This window comes from Rhizobacter terrae (assembly GCF_003852895.1).
GTDB lineage: Bacteria > Pseudomonadota > Gammaproteobacteria > Burkholderiales > Burkholderiaceae_C > Albitalea > Albitalea terrae.
Map to the genome: position 1 here is coordinate 233,218 of NZ_QUSW01000008.1, position 16,271 is coordinate 249,488.

Sequence of the window (16,271 nt, forward strand, 5' to 3'; positions counted from 1 at the left end):
GGTGGCGGCAGGCAAGGAGACATCATGAAATGGCAGATTGCAATCCTCGTCATGGCGGCGGCAACGGCAGTGCAGGCCACGGAGATCTACCGCTGGTCGGATGAGATGGGGCATGTTCACTTCTCCGACTCGGTGCCCGAGCGCTACAAGTCGTCCGCGGTGCGCATCGAGTGGCGCGTGAACCGTGGAACGGCTGCGGAGCGCGAACAGGCACGGGCCCTGGCCGAACGTGAGAAGGCGCAGGCCGCTGAACTGGCCCGGCAGCGCCAGAGTGTTCCGCAGCCGGTGGCCGCGGCCTTCGGGCCGCCGCAGACGATTCCGCAGCCCGTCGCAGGGAATGCGGACTGCGCGCAGTCGTACCAGGCCTATCGCCAGAGCCAGGAGTGCTTTGCGCCCTTCATCCAGGCCAACGGGTCGGTGAAGGCCGAGGCCTATGCGCAGTGTGGTGAGCCGGTGCTGAATCCGAGCCAAAAGTGCGGGCCGCCACAGTGGAACTGAGTGATCGACTGACCCCGACCTGACCCTGCGAAACTCTGTTAGAACCGCGCAGCCTTTCGAGTCTGCGCATGCTCTTCTTCCGACACGCCCAACGCCTTGCCAGCCGCCTGGGCCCCGGCCTCATCACCGGTGCCGCCGATGATGATCCGAGCGGCCTGGCCACCTATTCGCAGGCCGGCGCCCAGTTCGGCGCGGGCATGCTGTGGACGCTGGCCTTCACCACGCCGCTGATGATCGGCATCCAGATGGTCAGTGCGCGCATCGGCTGGCTGACGGGGCAGGGGCTGGCGGCCAACATCTGCAAGGTGATGCCGCGCTGGATGGCGTTCGCGCTGGTGTCGCTGCTGGTCTTCGCCAACACGCTGAACATCGCGGCCGACGTGGCGGCCATGGGCGAGGCCCTGCAATTGGTCGCGGGCGGCCCCGAGCACGGCCATGCCTTGCTCTTCGGCGTGCTGTGCGCAGTGTTGCCGGTGTGGCTGAGCTACGAGGCGATGGTGCGGGTGCTGAAGTACCTGACGCTCGCGCTGCTGGCCTACGTCGCGGTGGTGTTCATGCTGCACGTGGACTGGGAGCGCGTGCTGATGAAGACATTGGTGCCCAGCCTGAGCACCGGCAGCGCCTACTGGACGATGATCGTCGGCGTGCTGGGCACGACCATCAGCCCCTACCTCTTCTTCTGGCAGGCGGCTCAGGAGGCGGAACAGCGGCAACGCATCGACGAGCCCTCGCTGGGCCTGGCGCAGCACCGCCATTTCGTGCTGGAGCACCTCTACCGCATCAAGCTGGACACGGTGATCGGCATGGGCTTTTCCAACCTCATCGCCTTTTGCGTGATGCTGGCCACGGCCATCACGCTGAACCAGCACGGCATCACCGACATCCAGACCACGCGGCAGGCGGCCGAGGCGCTGCGGCCCATCGCGGGAGAGCATGCCTTCGTGCTGTTTGCGCTGGGCATCATCGGCACGGGCATGCTGGCTGTACCGGTGCTGGCTGGGTCGGCGGCCTATGCGGTGGCCGACGTCTTCCACTGGCGTTCTGGGTTGGACCACACGCTGTCCGAAGCCAAGGGCTTCTACGCAGTGGTGCTGCTGGCCACGATGGGCGGCACGCTGATCGACTTCAGCGCGCTCGATCCGATCAAGGCGCTGGTGTGGAGCGCCGTCGTCAACGGCGTGGTGGCCGTGCCTATCATGGCCGTCATGATGTGGCTGGGCACGCGGCGCGACGTGCTGGGCGAATTCACCCTGACGATGCGCCATCGCGTGCTGGGCTGGATCGCCACCGCCGTGATGGCGGCGGCGGTCGTGGGAATGTTCTGGACCTGGTGATCCGCCGCATCCCCGGTCACGGGAATCAGGGCTTGCGGTTCAGGTTCTTGCTCGAGTCCTTGATGGTCTCGCGCGCATCGCCCAGGTTCTTCTGCGCCTTGCCTTCGGTCTCGCGGGCCATGCCCTTGAGTTCCTGTTCGGTGCTGCCGATGGCTTCTCCGGTCTTCTTCTGAACCTTGCCGGCGACTTCCTTGGCGGCGCCCTTCACTTGATCCTTGTTCATGTCCAGTTCCTCTCGGTGGGTTGAAAGAACACGACGCGTGATTCGTGCCGTGAGCCTGCAGGCAGGATAGGCCGGCGCCCGGCGCGGCGCAGTCGTCTCGCGCCGCGAGTGGGCGTCAGTCTGGTCCTACTTGCGCAGCTCCACGTCGGCTGCGAGTTCCTTGGCACGCAGCGATGTCATCACACCCAGCAGGGTCGAGAAGGCGTTGGCATCCGCCCCGGCACCCAGCTGGATCTGCGGCACCAGCGGCACGCGCGCCGTCTCGAACGCCTCGGCCAGACGCAGCATCACAGTCTGCATGAGCTGCTTGTCGGCACCGGCGCCTTCCAGCGCATCGGACTTCGCCTTGATGGCCGAGCCTTCGGCTTCGCCCACGCTGCGGATGGCGGCGGCACGGCCCTGGCCCTCGGCCTCCTGCTTGAAGCGTTCGGCCTGTGCCAGTGCTTCCACTTCCTGACGGCGCTTCTCGGCCGCCTTCACCGCAGCCGCGCCGTGGTTTTCCTTGATGGAGATGTCCACGAGCGACGCCGTGAGTTCGGACTGCTTCTCAGCACGCTTCTCGGCCTCGTTCAGCTCGCGCTGCTTGTTGGCGGCGATCTCCTTCTGCGCGAAGGTCTCCACCTGCTCGCGCGCGATCTGCCGGTCGCGCAGCTGCGACATGATGTTCTCGATCTTGTTGTCGCCCGCCTGGGGCTTGGGCGTGCCGATGAGCACCTCCTGGAACTCCAGCGAGTAGGCGAGGAAGCGCTCGCGCATGTCCAGGCTGGCGTTGGCCTGCAGCTCGCTGCGCGACTGGATGAGCTCGATGAAGGTGCGCGTCTGCGACACGTTCTTGAAGTACGACGACACCATCGGGTCCAGCGTCTGCTCGACCAGTTGCTTCACATTGCCGAAGCGCTGCACCACCAGCGGCGCCTTGCGGTAGTCGATGTGCACGACCACGCTCAGCGGCAGCTGCGGCTCGAAGGCATCCTTGGTGATGAGCGTGATCTCGCGCAGGTTGGAGTCGAAGTTCGATCCGCTCTCGCCGGACTTCCACATGAGCACGAAGTTGGTGGTGGGCACGAGTTCGATCTTGCCCGCATAGGTGTTGAAGGCGTACTTGCCGGGCATGAGCGGCTCGCGCCACACGCCGCGGCAGCCGGTCTGCACGAGTTCGCCGTGGCTGTACTCGCTGCCCGACATGTCTTCGCCCTTGCGACCGGTATAGGACACGACCACGCCCACGAAACCCACGGGGATGATGGTCTTGTTGATGAACTCCACCGTGGCGAACAGGCGGTTGATGTAGTAGGTGCCTTCCACCAGCACGCGCTCCTGGCGTCCGCGGCGGCCGCCGGCGGCGAGGAATCGCTCGGGCTCCTGGAAGGAGTTGTGCGCATCGCCCACGTCGGGTGCCAGCAGCTCATCGCGGGGCAGGGCAGGGCCGTCCTGCACGGTCACGACCGCCAGTTGATCGGAGTCGTGTGCGCCGTTGCGCTCCTTGATGACCACCGGGTTGAAGCCATTGCGCTCGTCCAGCAGCGTGCGCATGCGCTCGTAGTACTCGCGCTCGTTCGCGTTCATGTTGAGCGCGTAGGTGCCTTCCTCGGTCATCACCACGAACAGCGCCGGGTTGATGATGTGCGTGCCCTCGCGCAGGATCTTGCGCTGCGGGCCCTTCTGCCCGCCACCCTGCAGGAAGCTGCGCACGTCGAGGAAGTCCGCCACCTCGCGGTTGCTCGCGAGTGTCTGGCCGGCGGGCAGGTCGATGCCGTCGCGTGCGAACACATAGGCGAGCTTGCCCTGCGTCACCGACACCATGGGGTGGATGTGTACCTTGTACTGGAAGGGCGAGAAGAAGTGGAAGCCGCCGCGCAGCACCTCGGGCTGGAAGCCGGCTTCGCCGTCGAGCGCGAGCAGGCCGGCCTTGACCGAGCCCTTGGCGCTCCAGAGTTTTTCAACGACGCCGATGCGTTCGTTGGGGATGTACCTCACCATGCCCGACGCATAGATGAAGACCAGTGAGAGTGCGATCAGACCGAGCGTGACAGCCCACTGGGTGCCGTGGCTCGCAAAGTCGCTGAACATGGAGTCCTTGCCTTTCTTGGGTTGCGCGCGAGACGCGCGCGCACGTACCGCCGCCCGACCGGGCGGCAATTCGATTCAGTGGTGTCAGATCTGGACGCGGGTGCCCAGCTCGATGACGCAGTTGTTGGGCAGCCGGAAGAAGCCGGCCACGCTGCCCGCGTTGCGCGACATGGCCGCGAAGAGCTTCTCCCGCCAGTGCGCCATGCCCGCGCCCTTGGTGGGCACGACGGTCTCGCGGCTCAGGAAGTACGAGGTCTCGAACAGGTTGATGTCCAGCCCGTGCGGGCGGCACAGCTCCAGCGCCTGCGGGATGTCCGGCGTGTTCTTGAAGCCGTAGTTCACCGTCACCTGCCAGAAGCCGCGCACCAGGGGCTCGACCTTCACGCGTTCGTTGAACGGCACCCACGGCACGTCGTGGAAGACGACGGTGAGGATGAGGTTGCGTTCATGCAGCACCTGGTTGTGCTTGAGGTTGTGCATCAGCGCCTGCGGCACGGTGCCGGGGTTGGCCACGGCGTACACCGCAGTGCGCGGCGTGCGCGGCAGGTCTTCCTCGGCCATCGCGGTGATGAAGGGCAGCAGCTCGGGGTCGTCGCTGCGGATGCTGTCCAGCAGCAGCTCGCGTCCGCGCTTCCATGTGGCCATGACGGTGAACATCACGCCGCCGATGACCAGCGGGAACCAGCCGCCCTGCACGAACTTGATCGAGCAGGAAGCCACCAGCAAGGCGTCCAGCACCAGGAACACGCCCGTGGCGGCCAGCGACAGCCACAGCGGATAGCCCCACCCGTGGCGCACCACGAAGAAGGTGAGCAAGGTGGTGATGAACATCGTCACCGTCACCGCGATGCCGTAGGCGCCGGCCAGGGCCGTGGAGCTGCCGAAGCCGACGGTGGCCATGACCACCGCGACCAGCAGCACCCAGTTCACCTCGGGCAGGTAGATCTGGCCCGACTCCTTGGCCGAGGTGTAGAGCACCTGCATGCGCGGCAGGAAGCCCAGTTGCACGGCCTGCTTGGTCATCGAATAGGCGCCCGAGATCACGGCTTGCGAGGCGATGACGGCGGCCAGGGTGGCCAGCACCACGGCCGGGATCAGCCACGACGACGGGAACAGGCGGAAAAAGGGGTTCTCGATGGCCGAGGGGTCGCGCATCAGCAGCGCACCCTGGCCCATGTAGTTCAGCGCCAGCGCGGGCATCACCAGGCCGGTCCACGCAATGCGGATGGGCTTGCTGCCGAAGTGGCCCATGTCGGCGTAGAGCGCTTCGGCGCCCGTGAGTGCCAGCACGATGGCGCCCACGGCCACGAACACGTGCCAGCCTTGCTCACGCAGGAAGGCGATGGCGTTCAGCGGATTGAGGGCCTGCAAGATGGCAGGCTGCTTCGAGATTTCGGCCACGCCCGTGACTGCGAGGGCGCCGAACCACAGCACGATGATGGGGCCAAAGAGCTTGCCCACGACACCCGTGCCGTGGCGCTGCACGATGAACAGGCCCAGCAGCACGCCCACCGAGATCGGCAGGATGAAGGGCTTCAGGTTGGGGGTGACCACCTCCAGGCCTTCGACCGCACCGAGCACGGAGATGGCCGGGGTGATGACGCTGTCGCCGTAGAAGAGGGCCGCGCCCAGGACGCCCGTGAGCAGCAGCAGGGCGCGCTTGCGGGCCGTGGAGCCGGCCGCCTGGGCGGCCAGCGCGGTGAGCGCCATGATCCCGCCTTCGCCGCGGTTGTCCGCGCGCAGGATCAGCACCACGTACTTGAGGGTGACGACCATCATCAGCCCCCAGAAGATGACCGACACGGCGCCGGTGATGTGGGTGGCGTCCAGGAGGACACCAGTGTCCTTGGAGAAGACTTCCTTGATGGTGTAGAGCGGGCTGGTGCCGATGTCGCCGTAGACGACGCCGACGGCGCCCAGCGTCAATGCCGCCAGGCTCTCCCGTTGATGTTGTTGATTCATTTCCTGGTGGTGATGCGCTGCCTTCGCAGCGGTGCGTGTTTGTCGCGCCGCGCGCATCAGGAAGGCATAAGGATGGCGGCCGGCCCGGTCACTTCGCAGGGCCGCGCAGCGACTGCTCCAGGAACTTTTCCACGCGGCGGTAGTAGTCCGCGCGGTCTTCGGCCAGCATCAGGCCATGGCCTTCTTCCTTGTAGTCGACCTTTTCGATCGCCACCCCGGCCTTCCTGGCCGCGTCAAAGAACTCCTTGGCATGGGCGTACGGGACGCGCCGGTCCAGCCAGCCATGGGCCAGCAGCACCGGCACCTTGATTTCCGCCGCGCGTTGGAGCGGCGAAATGGTCGGGAGCAGGGCTGAGTCCTTGACCGGATCGCCGATGAGCACCGGCATGGAGTACTTTTTGGCGGACTCGGAGGCGTCGCTCTCGATGAGTTCGTACAGGAGCTGGATGTCGGTGACCCCGGCCAGGCTGATCGCGCACTGGTACACGCCCGGATGCACGATGGGTCCCATCAGCGCGGCGTAGCCACCATAGCTGGCGCCCATGATGCAGACCTTCGACGCGTCGACCAGGCCTTCGGCGGCAGCCCATTGCACGGCATCGGCGAGGTCGTTCTGCATCGCCTGGCCCCATTGCTTCCAGCCAGCCCGGAAGAGCTGGCGCCCGTAGCCAGTGCTGCCGCGGAACTCCGGCTCGATGACCCGGTAGCCGCGCGAGGCCAGGAACTGCGCCTGTTCGTGCCAGCCCAGGCTGGTGCCGCGCAGGAAGGGGCCGCCATGCACGAGCAGGACGGCAGGCAGCGGCTGCTTGGCCGTCGCGTCGGACGGATGGGTGACGTAGACGGGCACTTCCAGCCCATCGCGTGCCTTGAAGCGATGGAAGGTGCGTCGGCCCTGTGTCTCCTCCTTGATCCAGGGCCGGGAGGCGCCGATGGGTTGCAGCGAATTCTTCTCTCGGTCGAAGAGCAGGAATTCGCCCGGCTGGCGATCGCTCGCTGAATGGACCACCAGGAAACGGGCAGACTCGCAGCGCCCGCAGAGGATGTGGTTGGAGCGCTGCGGCAAGGTGGCGTCCAGGGCGCGCTGGATGCGCTGCAGCCCGCTGTCGAACCAGTAGCTCATCGGCCGGTCAGCGGTGAAGTACATCCCCACGAGGTTCTGGGTCTGGCTGTCCAGCTTCAGCCCGGGATTCAGGTCGAATCCATTGATGGCCAGGACAGGATCGGGATCGATCTTGCCGGTGGCTGGATCGAGCGTGAACAGTCCGGTCCTGTCATCCTTGGCGATCGCCGCGACCAGCAGCTTGCCGTCCTTGGTGACGAGTTCCGGCTCGAAGCCGCTGTTCAGCGGGTCGAAGTCGGCCAGTTCGCGCCAGCCCTTTTCCTGGCCGTCCCGCCAGAAGACCTTGGCGCGTCCGTCCTTGTGGCTGACGATGACGCGCGGTTCACGTGCCGCGTCCAGCATCCACCGCCTCGCGCCCTCGGGCATGCCCAGGGCCAGCGATTGCAGCCGGCCGGTCGTCGTGCTCAGCCGGGCCAGCTGGAACTCCTTGATGTCGCCCACGTGGTCCTTCACCAGCTTAAAGACGAAGACATCGCCGCTGCCGTCATCGGTGGCCGAATGGAGGAACCAGCCGAAGGGCAGGACGTGCGACTGGATGCCCGATCCAGCCGACCCGGTCGAACGCTGCCAGGCGATGAGTTGGCGAGGCGCGCTGCCATCGTGGTTGACGGCGAAGGTGCCGGCGCCGCCCTCGCGGATTTGCACACCTTCCTGGGACGCGTCGTACACCAGCCGGTCATCGCTGACCCACCGCACCAAGTTGACGTTCGCGTTGTCGTATGACGCCACCACGCGCGCCGCGCCGATGGGGTCCAGGTCCATCACCGCCAGCCGCCGGTAGCCTTCCGGTCCGAACATGATGATCGCCAGTCGCTTGCCGGACGGCGAGGGGACGACGGAATCGATGGCCGGCTTGCGGGCAAAGACCTCGGCCGGGATCGGTTCGGCCCGCGCGGCCCCGGCCCCGAGGGCAAGCATGAGGACGGCCGCAGCCGCCATCCAGGCACGGTGGCGCCAAAAGGTTGTCATGAAGCGATCCTCCTTGATGTTCTTTGGCTGCTGCGCCTTCAAGACACGCATGCGCCACGGGCCGATTTTTATTCGATCGCGAGCCGGTAGCCCACCCCCGTTTCGGTGAGAAGGTGCCGCGGCTCGGCCGGATCGGCTTCGATCTTCGCCCGCAGCTGCCCCATGTACAGCCGCAGATAGTGCGTGTGCTCGGTGAATTCCGCGCCCCACACGTCGGCCAGCAGTTGCCGGTGGGTGACCACCCGGCCCGCGCTTCGCACCAGCCGGGCCAGCAGGTTGTACTCGGTGGGGGTGAGGTGGATGGCCTGTCCCGCCACGGTCACGCTGCGTGTGCCCAGGTCGACGTGCAGGTCGTCCAGCGTGTGCTCGGTGAGCGCCGGAGCCAGCGCGGTGCCTCGATGCCTGAGGGCCACGCGGATGCGCGCCAGCAGCTCGCCCACGCTGAAAGGCTTGGTGAGGTAGTCGTCCGCACCTTCGTCCAGCACCTGGATCTTCTGCGCTTCCTGGTGCCGGGCCGACACGATGAGAATGGGCACGGCGCTGCTGCGGCGGATGTCGCGCACCAGTTCGGCGCCGTCGCCGTCGGGCAGGCCCAGGTCGAGGATGACGAGGTCGGGCGGGGCGTTATGCCACAGCGCCCGCGCTTCGCTGAGGGTCACGGCAGTCTGCACCTCGAAGCCTTCGACGCCGAGCGAGGACTGCATCAGCGTGCGGATCTCGCGGTCGTCTTCGACCACCAGGGCGCGCAGGCTCACTGGGTGACCTCCGGCGCCGCCGCCGACGCGGGCTGTTGTGCTTCCATCGGCAGTTCAAGCCGGAAGCTGCTGCCACCGCCGCTGCGCCGCCGTGCGGCCAGCGTGCCGCCATGCGCCAGCGCGATGGCGCGGCACACGGCCAGGCCCAGGCCGGCGCCTCGCAGGCCGCTCTCGCGCTCATGGCGTCCACGCACGAAGGGTTCGAAGAGCTGCCCGTCTTCGTCCACCCCCGCGCCGCGGTCCTTCACCGTCACCGTGACCCGCTGGCCGTCCAGCTGCACGATGAGATCCACCGGGCCCTCGGTGTACTTGAGCGCGTTGTCCAGCAGATTGGTGAGGAGTTGCGCGATCAGCACCGGGTCCACCTTCACCAGCGGCAGGTCACGCGGCACGCGAGACTTGATGCGGCGGGTGGTGTCACGCTGCCGCAGCCGCGCGAGCACCGAGCCGACGATCTCCTCCATCGACTCCCAGTCGCGCCTCAGTTGCAGCGACTCGCCCGACAAGCGCACGAGCTGCAAGGTGTTCTCGGTGACGGTGGACAGGTACTCCGCCTCGCCCTCGATGCTGCCCAGCAGCCGCGTCTTCTCGCTGTCGGTGAGCCGTTCGCTTTGCGACTGCAGTGACGAAGCGGCGCCGACGATGGCCGCCAGCGGCGTGCGGAAGTCGTGCGAGATGGCGGCGAGCAGGGTGCGCTGCGTCTCATGCCGCTCGACCGCCTGCTGCGCCTCGCGCATCTGTGCAGACAGGCGGATGCGCCACAGCGCCTGCGCCATCAGGCTGCACAGGGCCTGCGCGTGCATGCGGGCATCGGCGTCCGGTCCGTGGGCGGGGCGCACGCTCGCCGCGCCGAAGACATGCCCCTTGTCGCCCAGCGGCACGTACCAGGCATCCAGCCCCGGCCAGCGCGCCGTGCCGGGTCCGATCAGCGCGGCTTCCTTCACGCAGCAGCGCAGGCCGTCGATCTCGGGCGTGCGGAGCACGCAGGCATCAAGCTCGTGGACCAGCGTCACCTGTACCGGGCCGCGGAAGGCTCGTTCCAGTTCGGCCTGGCCGAGCGAGCGCACGGCGTCCTCGTCCTTCGCTTCGTTCAGCTCGTGAGCCAGCCGCTGCAGTTGCCGAGCCCTGCGCTCCGACAGTCGTGCCGCCTCTGATTCCGCCCGCAGCGAGGCCGCGAGCTGGTTCACCACCAGCCCGACGCCCAGCATGATGAGCAGGCCGATGAAGTGTTCGCGGTGTTCCACCGCCAGCGTGTAGCGCGGCGGCACGAAGAAGAAGTTGAAGGCCGTGACGGATGCCACGGCGCAGGCGATGGCGCTGATCCGGTCCAGCCGGTACGACGCCAGCACCACGGCCGCCAGGTAGATCATGGCCTGGCTGGTCTGGGAGATCTCGTTGTCCAGTAGCCGGGCCAGCAAGGTGGCCACCGCCACCAGGGCGAAGGCCGCGATGCCGGCGCGCCAGCGCGCAGCGGATTCCTCGGCGGAATGGTTCATCCGGCAAGCGTAGCAGCGCCCGGGTAAGGATTGCGTATGGGGGCGCGGCACCAACTGCGTCACGAATTCGAAAGTTCGTTGCGCGCTATCCGCCCGCGCCCGGCGCTAACCCTTCTACAGTGGCTTTCCTCTGCGTCGATACCAAACAATGGCTGCCAGCATCGAGCATCAACTGCGACAGGTCGGGACGCAATTCGCGGACGGCAAGATCGACCACCCGACGGCCAGGATGCGCATCGTGTCGGCCATCCAGGGGCATTTCCGCTGCTCGCGGGTGTCGTACTGGTACCTCTATGGCGAACCCGGCGACCGGGTGCTGGAGTGCGTGGTGAGCAGTGGCGTCGAAGCCGACACGCATGCGCCGGGCCAGCGCTTCCTCGAGTCGGCGGCGCCGGACTACATCCAGGCGCTGATCGGCGCGCGAATGTACGTCTGCGAAGACACGCTCACGGACCCCAACTTCGCATCGCTGCGCGAGCGCTACCTCAAGCCCAACGCCAGCCGCGCCTTGCTGGATGCAGCCTTGTCGGCCAACGGCAAGATGATCGGTGTCCTGTGCCTGGAGCAGGTGGGCGGGCCGCGCAAGTGGACGCGACCGGAAGTGATGGCTGCGCTGCGCATCGCCACGGGCATCTCCATGTTCGTCGCGCGCTTCAATGCGCAGTCGGTCCAGGTCGCGGCGGTCCAATAGTCCGCAGCCGGCCTCACTCGTCGATCCGGATCCAGGTCGTCTTCAGCTCGGTGTACTTGTCGAAGGCGTGCAGCGACTTGTCGCGCCCGTTGCCGCTTTGCTTGTAGCCGCCGAAGGGCACGGTGATGTCGTCCTCATCGTACTGGTTCACGTGCACCATGCCCGCGCGAAGCGAACGGGCCACGCGGTGGGCGCGGTTGATGTTGTCGCTCCACACGCTGGCCTCCAGCCCATAGCTGCTGTCGTTGGCCAGGCGCACGGCTTCTTCCTCGGTCTTGAAGCGCAGGATGGACATCACCGGGCCGAAGATCTCTTCACGCGCAATCTTCATGTCGTTGCGCACGCCGTCGAACACCGTGGGCTCGACGAAGTAGCCGCCGGTCTCGGCCATCACGCGCTTGCCGCCGGCCACCAGCCTCGCGCCTTCGGCATGGCCGGCGTCGATGTAGCCGAGCACGGCGCGCAGCTGGATGTCGTCCACGATCGCACCCATCTCGGCGCTGCCCGACAGCGGGTCGCCTGGCCGGTACTTGGGCGTTTCGTTCTTCACGATGGCGACGAACTCGTCGGCGATGCGCTCATGCACGAACACACGTGACGGTGCATTGCAGCTCTCGCCCTGGTTGAAGAACATGCTGCCGGCCACCGTCTTCGCGGCGCGCTGCACGTCAGCGAAGTCGTCGAACACCACGAAGGCCGACTTGCCGCCCAGCTCGTTGTAGACACGCTTCAGGTTGCTGCGGCCGGCGTACTCCAGCATGCGGCGGCCCGTGCGGGTGGAGCCGGTGAAGCCGATGGCGTCCACGTCCATGTGCAATGCGAGCGCCTCGCCGGCTTCCGCACCGTGGCCCGGCACGACGTTGAACACGCCATCAGGCAGGCCGGCCTCGATGGCGATTTCGGCCAGTCGCAGCGCCGTCAGCGGCGACTTCTCGCTGGGCTTGAGCACCACGCTGTTGCCGGTGGCCAGCGCAGGGCCCAGCTTCCAGGCGGCCATGATCATCGGGTAGTTCCATGGCACCACCGCGCCGATCACGCCCATGGGCTCGCGGGTGATGAGCGCCAGGCCCGAGCGCGCGGTGGGCGCGATCTCGTCGTACACCTTGTCGATGGCTTCGCCGTACCAGGCGATGGTGCGGGCCGCGGCGGCCACGTCCACGTTCAGGCTGTACTGGACGGGCTTGCCCATGTCCAGGGTCTCGAGCAGCGCGAGTTCTTCCTTGGCGGCGAGGATCTTCTCAGCGAAGCGCTGCAGGATCTTCTTGCGCTGTGCCGGCGGCTTGTGGGCCCAGCGGCCATCGTCGAAGGCCGCGCGTGCGCAGGCGACGGCGGCGTCGATGTCCTCGGCGCGGCCTCGCGCGACGGGGCCCAGCACGCGGCCGTCCAGGGGCGAGATGCAGTCGAAGGTCTCGCCGCTCTTGGCGGCGACACGCTGGCCGGCGATGAAGGCGCGCCCGTCGATGCGCAGGTCAGCGGCGCGCGCGCGCCAGTCGATGTTTGCCATGTGTGTTGTCCTTCACAGCCAGCCGCGATGCTTCAGATCCGCCAGCGTCAAATCGAGGCATTGGTGGATCAGCCCAATCATCTCGTCCACCTGCGCGAGCGTCATCACCAACGGCGGCGCGACGATCATGCGGTCACCCACGGCGCGCATGATGAGGCCATTGCCGAAGCAATGCCCGCGGCACACCATGCCCACTTCGAGCGACGAGTCGAACACCGTGCGGGACGCCTTGTCCTTGACGAGTTGCACCGCGCCCATCATTCCGCAGGTCTGCGTTTCACCGACCAGCGGATGCTCGTTCAGTTCGGCGAAGCGCTTTGCGAGGTACGGCCCGAGTTCGTTGCGCACGCGCTCGACCACGCCTTCGCGCTGGATGAAGCGGATGTTCGCCAGCGCCACCGCACACGCCACCGGATGCCCGCTGTAGGTGTAGCCGTGGTTGAACTCGCCGCCCTGGTCCACCAGCACCCTGGCCACGCGTTCGCCGACCATCACGCCCCCGAGCGGGATATAGCCTGACGTGACGCCTTTGGCGAAGGTCATCAGGTCCGGCCTGAAGCCGAAGGTCTCGCAGCCGAACCATTGCCCCGTGCGGCCGAAGCCGCAAATCACTTCATCGGACACCAGCAGCACGCCGTGCTTGTCGCAGATGCGCTGGATCTCGGGCCAGTACGAGGCGGGCGGCACGATCACACCGCCCGCGCCCTGCACAGGCTCGCCGATGAAGGCGGCTACCTTGTCGGCGCCGATCTCGGTGATCTTCCTGTCCAGCCACGAGGCAGCTTCAAGCCCGAAGTCCTCGAAACTCCTGGACTGCCGTCCGTGCTCGAAGAAGAAGGGCTGCTCGATGTGCACGATGTCCGGAATCACGCCGCCTTGCGCGTGGATGCCGCTCATGCCGCCCAACGATCCGCCCGCCAGCGTCGAGCCGTGGTACGCGTTGTTGCGGCTGATGATGACCTTGCGCTGCGGCTGCCCCAGCACGTCCCAGTAGCGCCGCACCATGCGCACGATGGTGTCGTTGCCTTCGGAGCCTGAGCCCGCGAAGAACACATGCTGGAACTGTGGCGGCGTCACCTCGGCCAGCAGCTCCGACAGCTCGATCGCCGGCGGCGTGGTGGTCTGGAAGAAGGAGTTGTAGAAGGGCAGGGTCTTGAGTTGCGTGGTGGCGGCATCGATCAGATCCTGCTGTCCGTAGCCCACGTTCACGCACCACAGGCCGGACATGCCGTCGAGGATCTTCTGGCCTTCACTGTCCCAGAGGTAGATGTTGTCGCCACGCGTGATCACGCGCGTGCCCTTGGCCGCCAATGACTTGAAGTCAGTGAACGGATGCAGGTAGTGCGCCGCATCGGCCGCCTGCCACTCGCGGGTGCTTCGTTGTGTCGTTGTTGTCATTCGAATCCCTTCAGACGTGCAGCAGCAGGTGCTCGCGTTCCCACGGCGAGATGACCTTCATGAACTCTTCGTACTCGATCTCCTTCACCTCGGAGTAGACGGTGACGAAGGACTTGCCCAGCACGTCATGCAGGTCCTGCTCGTCGGCCAACCAGCTCAGCGCCTCGCTCAGCGAGCGAGGCAGTTGATACTCGGACAGGTACGCGTCGCCCTTGCATTCCTCGCTCGGCTCGATCTTGTGCTTCATGCCCAGGTAGCCGCAGGCCAGCGTCACGGCCAGCGCCACGTAGGGGTTGGCATCGGCGCCGATCACGCGGTTCTCGATGCGCCGTGCATTGGGCGTGGCCACCGGCGCGCGGATGCCCACCGTGCGGTTGTCCGTGCCCCACTGGATGTTGATGGGTGCCGCCGTCGAGCGCGCGAGCCGCCGGTACGAGTTGACGTAGGGCGCGTACAAGGCCATCGCCGCCGGCGTGTACTTCTGCAGCCCGCCGATGTACCAGTAGAACTCCTTGGACGGCGTGCCGTCTTCGTTGCTGAAGAGGTTGCGCCCCGTGGCCTTGTTGACCACGCTCTGGTGCACGTGCATCGCACTGCCCGGCTCGTTGGCCATGGGCTTGGCCATGAAGGTGGCGAACATCTCGTGGCGCATGGCCGCTTCGCGGATGGTGCGCTTGAAGAAGAACACCTCGTCGGCCAGGCCCAGCGGGTGGGCGTGGAAGAAATTGATCTCCATCTGCCCCGCGCCCACTTCGTGGATCAGCGTGTCGACGTTCAGCTCCATCTGCTCGCAGTAGGCGTAGATGTCCTCGAACAGCGGATCGAACTCGTTCACCGCGTCGATGGAATAGGCCTGGCGCGAGGTTTCCGCACGGCCGCTGCGGCCCTTGGGTGGACCCAGCGGCGTGTTCGGGTCGGTGTTGCGCTCCACGAGGTAGAACTCGAGCTCCGGCGCGACCACGGGGTCCCAGCCCTCGTCGTCGTAGAGCTGGCAGATGCGCTTGAGCACCGAGCGCGGCGCGTAGGGAATGATGTTGCCGTCGCGGTCGAAGCAGTCGTGGATGACCTGCGCGGTCGGGTCCACCGCCCAGGGCACGATGCGCACCGTGCTCGGGTCCGGCCGCAGGTGCATGTCGCGGTCGGTGCGGTGGATGACGTCGTAGTAGGGGCCTTCCTCCGGGAACTCGCCCGTCACGCCGATGGCGACGATCGCCTCGGGCAGCCGCATGCCGCGGTCTTCAGTGAATTTCTCGCGCGGCAGGATCTTGCCGCGTGCCACGCCGGTGAGGTCGGGCACGAGGCACTCGATCTCGGTCACGCGGCGCTCGTTGAGCCACTGCTCCAGCTCGCTGAATGTGAAGTTGTCTCGAACCACCATGAGTCACCTGTCTGAGTCTGTGTCGGGCACCGGCGGCGCCAGTGCTCCCGTTTCATCGCTAGGTTGCCGCAGGGGCTGGCGCCAACCTATCGGTCAGGCTCGGGCGCGGTTCGGTGACGGTCTCGGTAGGTTCGGCAAGCGTCGCCGAAGGCAGTGAACAGCTTCATGGACACCGGGTTGGTGGCCGCCTGCCACTCGGGGTGCCATTGCACGCACAGGTTGAACGCGGTGGCCTTCTCCACCGTGAAGGCTTCGACGAGTCCATCGGGCGCGCGCGCTTCCACGCGCAGGCCCGGCGCCAGGCGGTTCACGCCCTGGCCATGGACGGAATTCACGGTGATTTCCTTCGCGTCGAGCACGCGCTCCAGCAGACCGCCGGGCATGACATCGACCGGGTGGGCCATGCCGTAGGTGACCTCGGGTGCGGCATCCTTTGCGCCGCGGTGGTCGCGCTGGCCGGGCACCTCATGCACGGCCTGGTGCAGGCTGCCACCCAGCGCCACGTTGGCTTCCTGGAAACCGCGGCAGATGGCGAAGAGCGGAATGCCGCGCTGGATCACCTGCGGAATCAGCGGCAGCGTCCAGGTGTCGCGTTCGGGGTCCAGGGGCAGGGCGGTGTCGTGCACCTCCTCGCCGAAGTGCACGGGGTGCACGTTCGAAGGCGAGCCCGTGAGCAGCACGCCGTCGGCGGCATCGAGCAGGTCGTCGATCTCATCGGCCGCGAGGGACGGCACGACCAGCGGCAGGCACCCGGCCAGCCGCACGGCTTCGACGTACTTTTTCCCGGCGACATGGAACGGGTGCTGACCGAGCACCCGGTTGCATGCGGGAATGAGGACCACAGGTTTGCGCTTCATGATTCGTTGGCGCGCA

General features: G+C 66.7%; 13 protein-coding genes. 3 read left to right on the forward strand and 10 right to left on the reverse strand.

The genetic code is table 11. The features are described 5' to 3' along the window. The first annotated feature begins 24 nt into the window (after positions 1 to 24). Both DZC73_RS24580 and DZC73_RS24585 read left to right on the forward strand, forming a co-directional pair. Positions 25 to 498 carry a DUF4124 domain-containing protein gene (locus DZC73_RS24580; RefSeq protein ID WP_161974723.1) on the forward strand — a complete coding sequence of 158 codons (474 nt, stop codon included), beginning with the start codon at positions 25 to 27 and terminating at the stop codon, positions 496 to 498. 68 nt (positions 499 to 566) lie between these two features. Then, positions 567 to 1,832 carry an Nramp family divalent metal transporter gene (locus tag DZC73_RS24585; protein WP_124543014.1) on the forward strand — a complete coding sequence of 422 codons (1,266 nt, stop codon included), beginning with the start codon at positions 567 to 569 and terminating at the stop codon, positions 1,830 to 1,832. A 25-nt stretch (positions 1,833 to 1,857) separates the two neighbouring features. Here the strand turns inward: DZC73_RS24585 and DZC73_RS24590 are convergent, their stop codons facing one another. From DZC73_RS24590 to DZC73_RS24615, 6 genes are all read right to left on the reverse strand, one after another. Next, positions 1,858 to 2,055, reverse strand: a complete 198-nt coding sequence (locus tag DZC73_RS24590; RefSeq protein ID WP_124543015.1) for a CsbD family protein — start codon at positions 2,053 to 2,055, stop codon at positions 1,858 to 1,860. 126 nt (positions 2,056 to 2,181) lie between these two features. Then, positions 2,182 to 4,125 (reverse strand): SPFH domain-containing protein, encoded by a 1,944-nt coding sequence (locus DZC73_RS24595; protein ID WP_124543016.1) that lies wholly within the window; start codon positions 4,123 to 4,125, stop codon positions 2,182 to 2,184. Positions 4,126 to 4,209: 84 nt separating this feature from the next. Beyond that, positions 4,210 to 6,087, reverse strand: coding sequence for a potassium transporter Kup (locus tag DZC73_RS24600; RefSeq protein WP_124543017.1), 1,878 nt, complete (start codon positions 6,085 to 6,087; stop codon positions 4,210 to 4,212). An 88-nt stretch (positions 6,088 to 6,175) separates the two neighbouring features. Next, complete coding sequence (locus tag DZC73_RS24605; RefSeq protein ID WP_161974724.1) at positions 6,176 to 8,176, reverse strand: alpha/beta hydrolase family protein; 2,001 nt, start codon at positions 8,174 to 8,176, stop codon at positions 6,176 to 6,178. 68 nt (positions 8,177 to 8,244) lie between these two features. Next, on the reverse strand, positions 8,245 to 8,931 hold the full coding sequence (locus DZC73_RS24610) for a response regulator (protein WP_124543019.1): 687 nt from the start codon (positions 8,929 to 8,931) through the stop codon (positions 8,245 to 8,247). After that, positions 8,928 to 10,427 (reverse strand): DUF4118 domain-containing protein, encoded by a 1,500-nt coding sequence (locus DZC73_RS24615; protein WP_124543020.1) that lies wholly within the window; start codon positions 10,425 to 10,427, stop codon positions 8,928 to 8,930. The genes DZC73_RS24610 and DZC73_RS24615 overlap by 4 nt, the downstream gene beginning before the upstream one ends. Before the next feature lie 148 nt (positions 10,428 to 10,575). On the opposite strand from DZC73_RS24615, the gene DZC73_RS24620 reads away from it, so the two are divergent. Next, on the forward strand, positions 10,576 to 11,118 hold the full coding sequence (locus tag DZC73_RS24620; protein ID WP_124543021.1) for a GAF domain-containing protein: 543 nt from the start codon (positions 10,576 to 10,578) through the stop codon (positions 11,116 to 11,118). Positions 11,119 to 11,131: 13 nt separating this feature from the next. Here the strand turns inward: DZC73_RS24620 and DZC73_RS24625 are convergent, their stop codons facing one another. From DZC73_RS24625 to DZC73_RS24640, 4 genes are all read right to left on the reverse strand, one after another. After that, positions 11,132 to 12,622 carry an aldehyde dehydrogenase gene (locus DZC73_RS24625; RefSeq protein WP_124543022.1) on the reverse strand — a complete coding sequence of 497 codons (1,491 nt, stop codon included), beginning with the start codon at positions 12,620 to 12,622 and terminating at the stop codon, positions 11,132 to 11,134. A gap of 12 nt (positions 12,623 to 12,634) precedes the next feature. Then, entirely contained in the window at positions 12,635 to 14,020 is a 1,386-nt protein-coding gene (locus DZC73_RS24630) for an aspartate aminotransferase family protein (RefSeq protein ID WP_124543023.1), read from the reverse strand. 10 nt (positions 14,021 to 14,030) lie between these two features. Beyond that, a complete protein-coding gene (locus DZC73_RS24635) occupies positions 14,031 to 15,398 on the reverse strand; it encodes a glutamine synthetase family protein (protein ID WP_124543024.1) in 1,368 nt (455 codons plus the stop codon). A gap of 86 nt (positions 15,399 to 15,484) precedes the next feature. Then, positions 15,485 to 16,255 carry a gamma-glutamyl-gamma-aminobutyrate hydrolase family protein gene (locus tag DZC73_RS24640; RefSeq protein WP_124543025.1) on the reverse strand — a complete coding sequence of 257 codons (771 nt, stop codon included), beginning with the start codon at positions 16,253 to 16,255 and terminating at the stop codon, positions 15,485 to 15,487. Positions 16,256 to 16,271 lie beyond the last annotated feature (16 nt).